The organism is Streptomyces sp. NPDC127190 (assembly GCF_042672505.1).
Lineage (GTDB): Bacteria > Actinomycetota > Actinomycetes > Streptomycetales > Streptomycetaceae > Streptomyces.
Window position 1 is genome coordinate 25661 of record NZ_JBHXVE010000031.1, and the last position, 13968, is coordinate 39628.

Below are 13968 nucleotides of genomic sequence, written 5' to 3' on the forward strand. Positions count from 1 at the left end.
CCGCGATCGTCTACAGTTCCGTAGACCGTCTACGGAGCTGTAGACGGTAAGTGTCCGGCCGCCGAGCCGACGGAGGACCATGCGCCCCAAGATCCTCGTGGTGGAGGACGATCACGTCCTGCGTGACGCCCTGCGCCGCGGCCTGTACGAGGAGGACTTCGCCCCGGTGCCGGCCGCCGACGGAGCCACCGCCCTCCGGCTCGCCACGGACGACGTCGCGGCGGCCGTCCTGGACGTGGGCCTGCCCGATGCGGACGGCCGGGACGTGTGCCAGGCGATGCGCGCCAACGGCTTCCCCGGACCGGTGATCTTCCTGACCGCCCGGCACCGGCTCACCGACCGCCTGTCCGGCTTCTCCGCCGGGGGCGACGACTATCTGCCCAAGCCCTTCCACCTGGCCGAACTCGCCGCCCGGCTGCGGGCCGTCCTGCGGCGGACGGCCGGCGCGGCGGTGGTCTCGGCCGGTGACCTGGTCCTGGACCCGGTGGACCACAGCGCGAGCGTGCGCGGCGCCCGGGTCGCCCTGTCCCCGACCGAGTTCCGGCTGCTGGCCACCCTGGTCGCCGCGCACGGGACCCTCGTACGCCGCCGTGAGCTGGTGCGGGCCGGCTGGCCCGAGGGCGCGCAGGTCAGCGACAACACCCTGGACCAGTACCTGAGCCGGCTGCGCCGCAAACTGCGGGAGGCGGGCAGCGGGCTGACGATCGGTACGGCGCGCGGGATCGGACACCGGCTGTCGTGAACCGTGCCTCGCGTGCCCTGCGGCGCCTCGCCCCGCGCACCCTGCGCGGCCGGCTCTCCCTGGTGGCGCTGACCGCCGCGGCCCTGCTGATGACGGTCCTGACCGTCGTGTTCAACGCCGTGATGGCCCGGCACCTCCAGCACCGGGCGGACGACGAACTGCGCACCCGGGCGGCGGCGGTGGCCGCGACCGTCGACACCACCGGGCCCCGGGTGCGGGTCCTGGAAGGCGCGGACGACCGCCTCCTCGACACCAACGTGTGGATCTACGCCGGCACCCGGCTGCTGGAGAAGCCGCCGTCCGCGACGGCCGGCGACCCGACGGCCCGTGCCGCCGGCCGACTGGCCGCCCGGCCGGGGGACGCCTGCGCGACGGTTCAGGCACCCGGTCACCGGCCCGTACGGCTGTGCGCCCAGCACATCCCGGGCCGCCGCGCCACCGCCACCGTCGTCACCGCCCTGGACCTGACCCCGTACCGCAGTTCGGCCGGCACCCTGCTCGTGGGATCACTCGTCCTGGACGGCGTGATGCTGGGCTGCACCTACGTCCTCACCCGGCTGGCCGTCGGCCGGGCGCTGCGCCCGGTGCGGACGATGACCGACCAGGCCACCCAGTGGAGCGCGGTGGGTTCCGACGAGCGCTTCGGTACGGAGGACCACCCGGCCGAACTCGCCCGCCTCGGCGCCTCCCTGGACGCACTCCTGGACCGCATACGCACCGTCCTGCGCCACGAGCAGCAGCTGACCGGAGAGCTGTCCCACGAACTGCGCACCCCGCTCACCCGGATCGTCATGGAACTCGACTGGTGGCGGGCCCGGCCCCGCACGGACGCCGAGACCCGCGCCGCCCAGGACGTGATCGCCGAGGCCGCCCGGTCCATGCGGGCCATCTGCGACACGCTGCTGAACGACGCCCGCGAGAACGCGGTGCGCCCGGCGACGGTCCCCGGGACGACCGACGTACTGCCCGTCCTGGACCGCCTGCTCCGGCACCTCGGCCCCCCGGACCGGGTGCGGACCGCGGTGGAGGCGGAAGCGCCGGTGCTGGAGGCGGGTGTCGCCCCCGCTCCCCTCGAACGCATCCTCAGCCCCCTGCTCACCAACGCCGCCCGGTACGCCCGCTCCCGGGTGACCGTGTCCGCCCGGCGGGTGCCCGGAGCCGTACGGATCGACGTCGTCGACGACGGCCCCGGTGTGCCGGAGACCTTCCGGGACGAGCTGTTCCAGCCGGGCCGGCGTGCCGATCCCGGCGACGGACACGACGGCGCGGGCCTGGGGCTGCCGCTCGCGCGCCGTCTGGCCCGCGCCGTCGGCGGCGAGGTGTCCTACGACCCCCGGCACACCCCGGGCGCCCGGTTCACGGTCAGTCTGCCCGCCGGGTGACCGGCGTCCGCCCCTCCCGCCCCGAGCGGCGTTCCTGCACCTGGGCGTAGGCCATCAGCCCGAACAGGACGGCGAGGAGCACGGCGGACGAGCCCATGGTCCCCAGGTTGAGGCCGCCCTTGGCGACCGGCTTGGTGAGGAAGTCGCCGGCGGTGGCGCCCAGCGGACGGGTGAGGACGAACGCGATCCAGAACAGCAGCACGTTCGGCACCACGGGGACCTTCATCAGCGCCACCAGCACGGCCAGCACCCCGGTGACGAGCAACGCGCCGCCCAGGTAGCCGAGGCCGGAGCTGTCGGAGAGGAAGTCGCCCATCGAGGTGCCGAGGGTGTTGGAGACGAGGATCGCCGACCAGAACAGTGCCTCGCCCCGGAAGGTGACGATGTCGCGGATCTGGAACGTCATCCCGCTCAGCTTCCAGGCGACGAAGATCACCAGGAGGATCGAGAGCAGGATCGCCGCTCCCTCCGGATAGCCGAGGCCCAGGCCCTGCGGTCCCCAGCCCAGTTTCGTCGCGCCGTTCGAGAGGTACTTGGCACTGGCGTCGCGGTTCATGAAGTCGGACATGGTCGTGCCGGCCATGGAGGTGGACAGGATCACGGTCCAGTAGAAGAACGGGTTGTAGTGGCTGGAGCGCAGCTGGACCACCAGCGTCACCACGAAGACCAGGAACAGGACGACCGTGGTCAGGAAGTAGCCCAGCTTCAGGGTCTGCGCGAAGAGGTCGCCCGCCGTCTCGCCCAGGGTCGTCGCGGCGATCTTCATGATCCAGAAAGCCAGCGTGACCTCGGGCAGCTTCTTCATCACCGACCCGGTCCTGTTCGACGCGCGCGGCACGTCGAGGTCGGTGAGGACCTCTGGTTTCTCCACATCAACTCCCGTGTTCGGACGGCCGTGACCCTCGACCGTGGCACAGGTCGCCTGAACGCATCCTGAACGGCTGCCGCGTGTCGGGTCAGACCGTGTTACGGGCGGCAGCGGCCGTGGACTCAATGACGTCCATGCGTTTTCTTTACGCATCCCTGACATCGGAACGGGATCCGGGACGACCCTCCTCGCTGTCCTCCCGGTTGTCCTGTACCGGACGGAAGAGCGTGTCGGAGATGGGAGTGCCATGGAAGGCACCGTCGTCGCAGTGGTGGTCGTGGCCGTGTTCGTGCTGCTCGTGCTGAAGAGCGGGATGCGCGTGGTCAACCAGGTGGAGCGCGGGGTCGTGTTCCGGTGGGGCAAGGCGCTGCCCCACTTCCGGCAGCCCGGCGTCACCTTCCTCATCCCGTTCGCCGACCGGATGCGCAAGGTGAACGTGCAGGTCATCACCATGCCGGTGCCCACCCAGGAGGGCATCACCAAGGACAACGTGTCGGTGAAGGTCGACGCGGTCGTCTACTTCCGGGTGACGGACCCGGTCCGGGCCGCCATCGAGGTGCAGGACTACATGTTCGCCGTCGGCCAGGTCGCCCAGTCCTCGCTGCGCTCCATCATCGGCAAGAGCGACCTGGACGACCTGCTGAGCGACCGGGAGCGGCTGCACGAGGGGCTGGCCCTGATGATCGACAGCCCGGCAGCCGGCTGGGGCATCCACATCGACCGCGTCGAGATCAAGGACGTACAGCTGCCGGAGTCGCTGAAGCGGTCCATGTCCCGCCAGGCCGAGGCCGAGCGGGAGCGGCGGGCCCGGGTCATCACCGCCGACGGTGAGTTCCAGGCCGCGCAGCAGCTCGCCAACGCCTCCCGGATCATGGCGGACACCCCGGAGGCCATGCAGCTGCGCCTGCTCCAGACCGTCGTCGAGGTCGCCGCGGAGAAGAACTCCACGCTCGTGATGCCGTTCCCGGTGGAGCTGCTGCGCTACTTCGACCGGGCCGTGCAGAAGATCGACGCCGACCTCAGCACGCCTCGGGCGCCGCAGGCTCCGGCTCCGCAGGCTCCGGCTCCGGCTCCGGCTCCGGCCCAGGAGAACCCGCAGAACGCCGAGCCCCAGCAGTAGCCAGCGCCAGCGTCACCCCCACCGAGCCCGCCGCCAGCACGGTCATGCCGACGGCGGGCGAGGTGAGCTGGGCCAGCGCGCCGGCGAGGACCGCGCTCAGGCCCTGCCCGGTGAGCATGCCCGCCGAGTGCAGCCCCAGCGCCTGCCCGGCCAGTTCACCCGGGGTCAGCTCCATCAGCCGCTCCTGCTGGACGAGACTCGCGCCGAACCCGGCCGAGGCCAGCATCACGCACACCACCGCCACGGGCAGCGGCGGATGCGCGCAGAACACCAGGTACGGCGTCGCCAGCAGCAGCAACAGCGGCGTGGCGAGCCGCCGCCGGACCGCGCCCGGCAGCAGCCGGCCCACCGTCACGTCCCCGGCGAGCATCCCGAGCGCCGCGCAGGCGAAGAGGGTCCCGGCCGTGTGCGGGGCGTACGGCACGAAGAGGGACTCGCAGCCGACGACCAGGCCGTTGGGCAGCCACAGGCCCAGATAGGTCAGCCGGCGCGGACGGGACGACCACAGCAGCGCGTTGGTCCGCCAGGTCGCCGCCGGGGAGGGGCGGCCCTGGGCGCGGGGCGGGCGTTCGCCCAGCCCCAGCCGGAGCACCAGCGCGGCCGCCAGATACAGCCCCGCCGACAGCAGCAGGCAGACCCGCGGGGACAGCGCGGCGAGCAGTGCGCCGCCGGTGGCGAACCCGGTGATCTGCATCAGCCCGTTCGCCATGTTGAACAGCGAACGCCCCGGCAGATAGCCGCCCTCGGCGAGGATCTCGTTCAGCAGCCCCCAGCGGACCCCGCCGCCGAGCGAGGCGACGAGCCCCAGCAGGAGGACGACGCCGAGGACCGCGCCCACCGGCAGGCCGGGCAGCGCCTGCACCGCCGTACCGGCCGCGAAGGCCAGCGCGATCGCCGTGAGGGCCGTCCGCGGGGGCAGCCGGTCGGCGCCGGACAGCAGGACGGTGGCGCCCAGCACCTGGGCGAGGGACGGGCCGAACATGCTCAGCGCCGACAGCAGCGGGGAGCCGGTGGCCCGGTAGACGAGCGTGCCGAGGGCGAGTCCGCCGACGGTCTGCGCGGCGGTCTGCGCCGCCGAGCCGAGGAAGAGCGGGGTGAACTCAGGGGTGCGGAAAAGGGACCGGTAACTGGGCATGCCGGGGAGTCTGGGGCGCCCCGCACCCGGCTCGTTAATGTTTCGCCGTGGTGCGAAAGGTCGTACGGCCGTGAGGGGGCGCCGGGGTGGGGTCGTGGCAGCTCGACGCGGACACCCTCGCCCGCAGCCGGTTCGTGGTGTCCCCGTCGGCGGAGACCTTCGCCCGGCTGAAGCTGCTGCACGCCGGGTGCGCGGCGCACCCCGGTGAGCGGGAGTGGCTCGACCGCCATCTGCCCGGCTACCGGGCCCGGCTGGCGGCCGACCCGGTGACGGCCCTGCTGGTACGGGCCGGGCTCGGCCGGCACTGGATCGCCGACTTCCTCACCCCCACGCCCCGGGACGGCGAGCGGTTCGCGGACGCGGTCGCCCAGGTGCGCGGGACCGCCCCGGCCGCCGCCCGCGCCCATCTGCGCACCGCCCTCGCCGGCCCGCTCCCCGCCGAGCTGGACCGCGACGACCTGCCCGAGCGGGGGGCCGCGCTGCTGGAGTGGGTGTGGGAGGAGACCGTACGGCCGTACTGGGGGCGGCAGCGGCGGGTCCTGGAGGCCGATGTCGTCGCGCGGACCGCGCAGGTGAGCCGAGGCGGATGGGTGAGCGTGCTGGACTCGCTGCGGCCCGGGCGCACCCGCTGGCTCGGCGGCAACCGGCTCCGCATCAACCTCCAGGAGTACCCGCCCCGGGACATCTCCGGCGCCGAACTGCTCTTCGTGCCGGTCACCCCGCAGCGCCAGGGCTGGGTGGCGTGGGAGGACGGCGAGCGGTACGCGGTGATCTACCCGTGCGGGGGCGTCCTGGCCGACGCCGGGTCCCGGCCGGTGCCACCGGGCCTGGGCGCGCTGCTGGGACCGGCCCGCGCGGAGGTGCTGGTCCTCCTGGCCACCCCACTGAGCACGACCCACCTGACGGCGCTCACCGGCCAGGGACTCGGCTCGGTGGGCCGGCATCTGCGGGTACTGCGGGAAGCGGGCCTGGTGGAGGGACGCCGCTCGGGCCGGTCAGTGCTGTACACGCGAACGCCGGTGGGCGACGCACTGGCGAAAGCGGCCCCGTAAGGGGCCCGGGGAACCGCGCGAACGGCGGCGGCGGAGGCGCCCCAAAGGGGCGCGGGGAACTGCGCGACCAGCCACAACGAACCCGCAGCCAAAAACGCACCCCCAGGGGCGCGGGGAACTGCGCGAACGGCGGTGGGGGACGCGCCCCGTAAGGGGCGCGGGGAACTGCGCGACCAGCCACAACGAACCCGCAGCCAAAAACGCACCCACAGCCCCCGCCGTTCACCAGCCGAACCCGCGGAGCGCATAGCATCCGGGCATGACCAACGTCCTCACCGTAGACATCGACGCCCTCACCGGCGGCCCCGCCGACCTCTCCCAGTACGCCGGCCAGGCGGTCCTCATCGTGAACGTCGCCTCCAAGTGCGGCCTGACCCCGCAGTACACGGGCCTGGAGAAGCTCCAGGAGCGGTACGCGGACCGGGGCTTCACCGTGCTCGGCGTGCCCTGCAACCAGTTCCTGGGCCAGGAGCCCGGCACCGCCGAGGAGATCGCGGAGTTCTGTTCGGCGACGTACGGCGTGACGTTCCCGCTGACCGAGAAGGTCGAGGTGAACGGCGCGGGCCGGCACCCGCTGTACGAGCGGCTGACCGGCTTCGCCGACGCCGAGGGGTACAGCGGCGACATCCGCTGGAACTTCGAGAAGTTCCTGATCGGCCGGGACGGCACGGTCGTCGCCCGCTTCTCGCCGCAGACCGAGCCGGAGTCGGACGAGATCGTCTCGGCGATCGAGGCCCAGCTCGGCTGAGGACATGGCCGAGCCCTCTCGGCAAGGACGGCGACTCGTCGAGAGGGCTCTTCTGGTGGTGCCTGTGCGGTTGTCGAGGGTCAGAAAGGCCCCCTGGGTCAGGCCTTGACCGAGGCCACGAAGGCGTTCCACGCCTCGGCGGGGAAGGCCAGGACCGGTCCCTGGAGGTCCTTGGAGTCACGAACGGCCAGCTCGGCGGCGGTGGGCGACTTGACCTCGACGCAGGCGCCGTTGCCCGCCGAGTAGGAGGACTTCATCCACGTCTCCGAAGCGCCCTGAATCAGTGCCATGTCCACTCCTGTTGCGAGTTGCGGTGGTGCGGTTCACGCCAACCTGTCCGACTGATTGGCGTGATCGACGCTACCGGGCAACTGCCCCTGGCGGAGTACTCGTTCACTCGACCGGATGGCATATTCCAGGTGAGCCTTCCACCGAAGCGGAGGGACGGTGTACGATCCGGCACCCCCGCCGTCAGCGGCTCATTCCGCGTACCCTTTCGCCACCGTGTCGATGAATTGCCGGGACTGTTCCACATTGAGGGACTGTGCCCGCAGATGCTCGTACATCACGGCGTACCGCTGCACGTCCTGCGCCTTCTCCAGGTACAGGTCGCTGGTGACGCCCTCCAGGTACACCACACTGGAGTCGGCCGCGTCACTGAACTCCAGGATCGCGTACTGCCCGTTGAGCCCCGGATGGGCGCCCACGTCGAAGGGCAGCACCTGCACGGTGACATGCGGCAGCTGGGACATCTCGATCAGGTGCTCCAGCTGTTCCCGCATCACCAGCCTGCTGCCGACGACCCGGCGCAGCGCCGCCTCGTCCAGCACCACCCACAGCCGGAGCGGGTTCTTCTCGGCGGTGATACGTTCCTGTCGCCGCATCCGCACCGAGACCCGCTTCTCGATCTCGGCGGTCGACGTCTCCGGCAGCGCACCCTGCACCAGCGCCTCGGCGTAGGCACGGGTCTGCAAGAGCCCGGTCACCAGCTGGGGTTCGTACACGCGCAGCGACTCGGCATCCGTCTCCAGCCCGATGTACACGCTGTACGGGATGTCCCCGAACGTGTGCCACCAGCCCTGCTGCCGGGAGTCGCGGGCCATCTCCATCAGCGAGTCGACGATCCGCTGGTCCTCGACCTCGTAGACCCCGCACAGATCGCGCACATCGCGCTGGCTGATGCTGCGCCGGCCGTTCTCCAACCGGCTGATCTTCGACTGCGACACCAGCAGCCGCTCGGCCACTTCCTCGGCCGTCATGCCTTTGAGCTCGCGAAGCCTGCGCAGCTCCTGGCCCAGCCGGCGTCGCCTGACGGTGGGATTGACATTGGACGCCACGGGACGTGCACCTCCGGCTGTCTGCCTGTGACTTAACACTTTCCGTATCTGCTGTTGAGCAGACTGCCACCAAGGTGCTTTCTACCGCTGGGAAATGGTGGATATGCGGCGCGTACGCGTCAGTTCGCCACGGTACGCCACCCGATGGGGTGCCGGGCGGGCTCCGGGACGCAGTCGAGCGGGACGGCGAGATCCGCGAAGGATCTCACCGCCCCGCTCGGACCAGCGGCTCCCGAACCGGGTCTGGGGGACCGTGGTGACGGCTGCGGCTCAGTGAGCCACGGCGCGTGCCATGGATCCGTGGCGCGGCTGCATCGGAACACCGCGCGCGGGTTCGGGCCGGGCTGCGGCCGCGCCTCGCCGCGGCGCCGCGGCGGCGCCGTTCTGCACGTCCATCACGGCGTGCGCGACGAGCCCGCCCATGGGGTCGTGCCGGATGAGATCCCGCAGCCGGGAGCGGGACGAGCGTCCCTCGTTCCCCGGGTACAGGTGCTTGCCGAGCCCGACGGCGTGCGCCAGGGCGGCGAGCGCCGCGGTCCGCGGGTCCGGCGGTACGCCGGTGCGGATCGCGGAATCCAGCCGGGCTCGGATCTCCCGGCTGATCTCGTTGTCCGTCGCCTGGTAGCGCGTCGTCGGCAGCACCCCGCACATCTGACCGGCCACGGCATGCACCATGCCGCACCGCTCCAGATGCGAGAGGTACGTCTGACGGAGCCCCAGCCGGGGCCCGCCGATCCAGTGGACCGCCCGCACCGGAGCGCCGCGCCTTCGCAGCAGCTCCAACGCGCAGTCCAGGGTTGGATCTCCTGTCGGCCGTGGCACCACCACGGCGATACGATCCCCGTCTGGGGCTATCCGTCCGGCCAGCGCCAGCTCCACTAGCTGTGCTCCGGCCAGACCGAGGTCGAGCGACTGCGGCTGCGCAGTGGTACCCGTGGCCGGGTCCAGTGCGAGCAACAGAAGCTCCTCCGGAAGTGTTCTGCGGCTCCTGCCCATCCATGCCTCCCCGCGTGGATGAATGACAGGGTGACCCCTCTCACATTGGTCTGTCGAGGGTGCGTGACCGGTTCGTGAGGGAACCGGTAGGTATGTCGTTCTCGTCTTCGGCAGCGGCCAGGCCCTCACACAGGACACTGGTACATGGTTCGGACAGGGCGCGCGAGTGGGCGTGCGGCGCATGAGGAGGCATCGGTGGCGGGCGAGTCCCCCGACAGGTCGAAGCAGCGCGGGTCGTCGGAGGAACCGACGCCGGGGAGCGCGGACTCGGTTCCCGAGGCGCGCGATCCGCGACTCGCGGTGTCCCGCGAAAAGGATTCCTCGAACGGTACGACGGACACCGCGACGAAGGTCCTCTCCATCCGCGAGGTCACGCCGAAGAAGACCGAGGACGCCAAGGTCGCCAAGGACGCCAAGGACGCCGACGACGCCGACGACGCCGAGAGCACCGAGGACTCCGACGACACCGCCCTCCGCAAGGCCGTCTCCTCCTGGGTCCGCGACACCAACCCGGTTGCACCCGCGAAGCCTGCCCCCGCTGAGACCTCGTCAGAGACCAAGGACGAGGCGGAAGTAGAGGAAACGAAGGCCGAGGAAGAGGCAGAGGCAGAGGCAGAGGAGGAGACGGAGGCAGAGACGGAGGCTGCCCCCGAAACCAAGGCTGCCGACAAGGCCGAGGCCGACGACGAGGCCGAGGACGACAAGACCCCGGCCGACGAGAAGGCCGAGGACGACGAGGAAGCCGCCGACGGCGAGGACACCCCACAGGGGCCACCCGCAGCCGACGACGAATCCCGCACGGGTGGTGCGGGTGGGAACGAGGACGCCGACGGCGAAGCCGAGGCGACCCCCGCGGAAGCGCCGCAGGCACCCCGTGCGGGTGGGAACGAGGACGCCGAAGGCGAAGCCGAGGCGGCCCCCGCCGAGGACGCCGACGGCGAAGCCGAGGCGAAGCCTGCCGAGCCGCCGCAGGCCAAGGCGCCGCAGGCCAAGCCCGTGGACCAGCCCACCGCCGTCTTCAAGGCCGTACGTCCGAAGGCCGACGCCCCCGTCGACCAGCCGACGACGATGCTCAAGCTCAAGGACGACATAAGGCCGGACCGCAAGCCCGCCCCCAAGCCGGCCCCCAAGCCCGCCGCCAAGCCCGCCGCCAAGGCGGACCTCACCGCCCCGACCACCGCCCTCCCCCAGGTCGGCCCGGAGCGCACCACCCAGCAGCCGCTGCCCCCGAAGCCCCCGCTGGACCTGCTGGCGGAGCTGACGAACACGCCGCCGCCCCCGGAGACCCCGGTCCGCACGGTCGTTCGCCGGATCAAGATCTGGACCCCGGTGGTCCTGCTCCTGGCGATCATCTTCGCGGTCGTCCAGGCGGTACGCCCGCTGCCGTCCCCCACCCTCGCGCTCACCGGCAAGGACAGCTACACCTTCGCCGGCGCCTCGACGAACCTGCCCTGGCCGAACCAGGGCCAGGGAGTGATCGACGTCGACGGCATCGGCACGATGGGTTCCTTCGGCAAGCAGACCCCCGCGGCGATCGGCTCCGTCGCCAAGACCATGACCTCGTACATCATCCTCCGGGACCACCCGCTGAAGCCCGGCCAGGAGGGCCCGAGGATCAAGGTCGACGCGACGGCGGAGAAGGAGGGCGGCTACGACAAGAGCGGCGGCGAGTCCACGCTCAACACCGTCAAGGCCGGCCAGTACCTCACCGAGAAGCAGGCCCTGTCGGCCGTCATGATCCCCTCCGCCAACAACATCGCGCGGCTCCTCGCGCGCTGGGACGCGGGCTCGGAGGCGGCGTTCGTCAAGAAGATGAACGCCACCGCCAGGCAGCTGGGGATGACCCACACGACGTACACCGACCCCTCGGGGCTGAAGGAGAGCACCATCTCCACCGCCCGGGACCAGGTGAAGCTCGGTCGCGCGGTGGTCAAGAACCCGGCCCTGGTCGCCATCACCAGCGCCGCCAGCTGGACGGACCCCTCCGGCTACAACTGGCCCAACGTCAACGAGCTGCCGTACCGCATCGGGGCGATCGGCATCAAGACCGGCAGCACCACCGCGGCGGGCGGTAACCTGCTCTTCGCGTCCCGCAAGACGGTCGGCGGCCAGACGGTCACGATCGTCGGCGCGATCCTCGGCCAGCACAAGACGCCGATCATCGGCACGGCCAACGCGGTCAGCAAGACCGCGCTGCTCGCCGCCCAGGGCGCGCTGACCTCCGCGACGATCCTGAAGAAGGGCGATGTCGTCGGGTATGTGGACGACGGTCTCGGCGGCCACACCCCGGTCGTGCTCACCAAGGACGTCACGGCGGTCGGCTGGTCCGGGCTGAAGGTGAAGCTGTCCTTCGTCGCCGGTACCGTCCCGCACACCGCGAAGGCCGGCACCACGGTCGGCACGCTCACCGTGGGTGACGGTACGGCCGCCGCGGTGAAGGTGCCCGTGACCCTCCAGAAGGATCTGGCCGAGCCCGGCTTCGGCGCCAAGCTGACCCGTCTGGGCTGAGCCCGCCACTCCCCGCACCCCGCTGCGGAGCCCCACCCGGGGGGCCCGTCGGCGGGGTGCGTGCTAGCGTCACGAATCGGGCAGTCGTCGGTCGAGGGACGCGGCCGCGAACTGGACGAGAAGAACAGAAGACGGGATCACGGGGAGTGCCTTCAGGTGGCCACAGCGGAGCCGACACGCGCCGACGACGCCGATCCGGGCCCGGGAAACGGCCCGCGAATACGCCTGTCCACGACTGACACCATCAGCCGGGACACCGGCGGGAACGGGACCGACGGGCCCGACCGGCCCGACGGGAACAACAGAACCGGCGGGACCGACGCGCCCGCACGCGGCGGTGTGCTCGGGCGGCTGCTGGCCGCCGCCGAGCCGCTGCGCCGGCGCATGCTGGCGCACCCCGTGCTGTCCGTCACCGCGCTCGCGGGCGTCCTGCACATCGTCTGGTTCTTCACCTTCGCGAACAGCGGTGGCGACCTCGCCGCGCAGGACGCCTGGGCGGAGTTCGTCGGCCGGCACCCGGACTCGGCGTACAACCTCGCGTGGTACGGCGGTATGCACCCGGTGTCGTACAGCGTGGTGTCGCCGTACCTGATGGCCGTCCTCGGCGTCCGTACGACGATGATGATCGCCGGGACGGCCTCGGCGGGTCTGCTGACACTGCTGCTGATCCGCAGCCGGGCGGTGCGCAACCCGCTCTGGGTCTCCCTGGCCGGGGTCTTCGCGCTGCTGTGCAACGCGATCTCGGGCCGGGTGACCTTCGGGCTCGGCACCATGTTCGCGCTCGGCGCGGTCGCGGCCGTGTTCTGCTGGCCGCACCGGTGGCGGTACAAGCGCTGGGCGAAGGCGGCGGTGGCCGCTCCGCTGGCCGGGCTGTCCACCATGGCCTCGCCGGTCTCCGGGCTGTTCGTGGGCCTGGTCGCGGTCGCGCTGTTCCTCCAGAAGCGGCGGCCGGGCGCCTGGGCGCTGGGGCTCGCGCCGTCCCTGGTGGTGGCCGCGTCGTACTTCCTCTTCCCGTTCTCCGGCACCCAGCCGATGATCTTCGGCTCGGTGGTGCTGCCGCTGCTGTACGGCCTGCTCTGCCTGTTCCTGGTGCCGAAGCAGTGGGTGACCGTGCGGCTCACGGCGGCCGTGTACAGCGTCGGGGTGGTGCTGGTCTGGCTGATCAACTCGCAGATCGGCTCGAACATCTCCCGGCTGCCCATGCTGTTCGCCGGTGCGACACTGATCGCCGCGCTGCCGTACACCGTGCCGAAGTCGCGCAAGTGGTACGTGACCGTGCTGGCCTTCCTGGGCTTCACCGGCTGGGTCGGCTTCAAGACGGTGGACGACATCATCCACACCACCCCGGCCGCGTCCTGGGCCCGTGAGCTGGCTCCGCTGGTCCACCAGCTCCAGAAGGCCGGCGCGGAGAAGGGCCGCGTCGAGGTGGTCCCGGCCCGCTCGCACCGGGAGGCCTCCGCGCTCGCGCCGTACGTGAACCTGGCGCGCGGCTGGAACCGGCAGGCCGACATGGAGCGCAACCCGCTCTTCTACGACGACACGCTGAACTCGGCGAACTACCACGAGTGGCTCCAGCGGTGGGCCGTGCACTTCGTGGTGCTGCCGAAGGACGACCCGGACGGGGACGGCGGTCAGCGCGAGCGGCAGCTGCTCCAGCGCGGGATGCCGTATCTGCGGCAGGTGTGGGGCGACGCCAACTGGCAGCTGTTCGCGGTGACGGATCCGACGCCGCTCGCCGAGCCGCACGCGGTGGTGGACGTCGTCGACCAGGGCGAGATGACGCTGGAGGTGCGCAAGCCGGGGCGGATCCTGATCCGGATCCCGTACTCGCCGTGGCTGAGCGTCGTGGACGCGCACGGCAAGAGCCTGAAGCCGCCGCAGGAGACGGAGGCGTCCAAGCACCGGGCGCCGGGCACGCCGAAGACGTACGACAACGTCAACGGGTGTCTGATGGAGACCCCGGAGGACGCCAACGGGGACAAGTGGACCATGCTGCTGGCGCCGCGGGCGGGGACGTACCGGCTGGCCGCGCCGTACCAGCTGCCGCGCGGTACGCCGTGCCCGGACGAGCTGAAGTAGC

At 71.6% G+C, this 13968-nt stretch carries 12 protein-coding genes; 7 read left to right on the forward strand and 5 right to left on the reverse strand.

What is annotated here, in order from left to right:
- Positions 1-79 precede the first annotated feature (79 nt).
- Both ACFVIU_RS33300 and ACFVIU_RS33305 read left to right on the forward strand, forming a co-directional pair.
- A complete protein-coding gene (locus ACFVIU_RS33300) occupies positions 80-742 on the forward strand; it encodes a response regulator transcription factor (protein ID WP_385847141.1) in 663 nt (220 codons plus the stop codon).
- The gene (locus tag ACFVIU_RS33305) at positions 739-2124 is read left to right on the forward strand and encodes a sensor histidine kinase (protein ID WP_385847142.1); all 1386 of its coding nucleotides are present in this window, start codon (positions 739-741) and stop codon (positions 2122-2124) included. The genes ACFVIU_RS33300 and ACFVIU_RS33305 overlap by 4 nt, the downstream gene beginning before the upstream one ends.
- Here ACFVIU_RS33305 and ACFVIU_RS33310 read toward each other — a convergent pair.
- The gene (locus tag ACFVIU_RS33310) at positions 2105-2995 is read right to left on the reverse strand and encodes a hypothetical protein (RefSeq protein WP_385847143.1); all 891 of its coding nucleotides are present in this window, start codon (positions 2993-2995) and stop codon (positions 2105-2107) included. The genes ACFVIU_RS33305 and ACFVIU_RS33310 overlap by 20 nt on opposite strands.
- A 244-nt stretch (positions 2996-3239) precedes the next feature.
- Between ACFVIU_RS33310 and ACFVIU_RS33315 the strand changes: the two genes are divergently transcribed.
- Positions 3240-4112: a slipin family protein gene (locus ACFVIU_RS33315; RefSeq protein ID WP_385847144.1), complete on the forward strand. Its 873-nt coding sequence runs from the start codon at positions 3240-3242 to the stop codon at positions 4110-4112.
- Here the strand turns inward: ACFVIU_RS33315 and ACFVIU_RS33320 are convergent.
- Positions 4012-5247 carry an MFS transporter gene (locus tag ACFVIU_RS33320; RefSeq protein WP_385847145.1) on the reverse strand — a complete coding sequence of 412 codons (1236 nt, stop codon included), beginning with the start codon at positions 5245-5247 and terminating at the stop codon, positions 4012-4014. The genes ACFVIU_RS33315 and ACFVIU_RS33320 overlap by 101 nt on opposite strands.
- An 86-nt stretch (positions 5248-5333) precedes the next feature.
- Here ACFVIU_RS33320 and ACFVIU_RS33325 point away from each other — a divergent pair, with 86 nt between their 5' ends.
- Together ACFVIU_RS33325 and ACFVIU_RS33330 are read left to right on the forward strand one after the other, a co-directional pair.
- Entirely contained in the window at positions 5334-6299 is a 966-nt protein-coding gene (locus ACFVIU_RS33325; RefSeq protein ID WP_385847146.1) for an ArsR/SmtB family transcription factor, read from the forward strand.
- Between the two features lie 259 nt (positions 6300-6558).
- A complete protein-coding gene (locus ACFVIU_RS33330; protein WP_385847147.1) occupies positions 6559-7047 on the forward strand; it encodes a glutathione peroxidase in 489 nt (162 codons plus the stop codon).
- Positions 7048-7145: 98 nt separating this feature from the next.
- Here the strand turns inward: ACFVIU_RS33330 and ACFVIU_RS33335 are convergent, their stop codons facing one another.
- The 3 genes from ACFVIU_RS33335 to ACFVIU_RS33345 all read right to left on the reverse strand — a co-directional run bounded on the left by ACFVIU_RS33335 (position 7146) and on the right by ACFVIU_RS33345 (position 9380).
- Entirely contained in the window at positions 7146-7337 is a 192-nt protein-coding gene (locus ACFVIU_RS33335) for a DUF397 domain-containing protein (RefSeq protein WP_385847148.1), read from the reverse strand.
- Positions 7338-7526: 189 nt separating this feature from the next.
- Positions 7527-8384, reverse strand: a complete 858-nt coding sequence (locus ACFVIU_RS33340) for a helix-turn-helix domain-containing protein (RefSeq protein ID WP_385847149.1) — start codon at positions 8382-8384, stop codon at positions 7527-7529.
- A gap of 270 nt (positions 8385-8654) precedes the next feature.
- The gene (locus tag ACFVIU_RS33345; protein WP_385847150.1) at positions 8655-9380 is read right to left on the reverse strand and encodes a GPP34 family phosphoprotein; all 726 of its coding nucleotides are present in this window, start codon (positions 9378-9380) and stop codon (positions 8655-8657) included.
- A 195-nt stretch (positions 9381-9575) separates the two neighbouring features.
- On the opposite strand from ACFVIU_RS33345, the gene ACFVIU_RS33350 reads away from it, so the two are divergent.
- Both ACFVIU_RS33350 and ACFVIU_RS33355 read left to right on the forward strand, forming a co-directional pair.
- Positions 9576-11888: a D-alanyl-D-alanine carboxypeptidase gene (locus ACFVIU_RS33350; RefSeq protein WP_385847151.1), complete on the forward strand. Its 2313-nt coding sequence runs from the start codon at positions 9576-9578 to the stop codon at positions 11886-11888.
- 156 nt (positions 11889-12044) lie between these two features.
- Complete coding sequence (locus ACFVIU_RS33355) at positions 12045-13967, forward strand: MFS transporter (RefSeq protein ID WP_385847152.1); 1923 nt, start codon at positions 12045-12047, stop codon at positions 13965-13967.
- Position 13968: the final 1 nt, after the last annotated feature.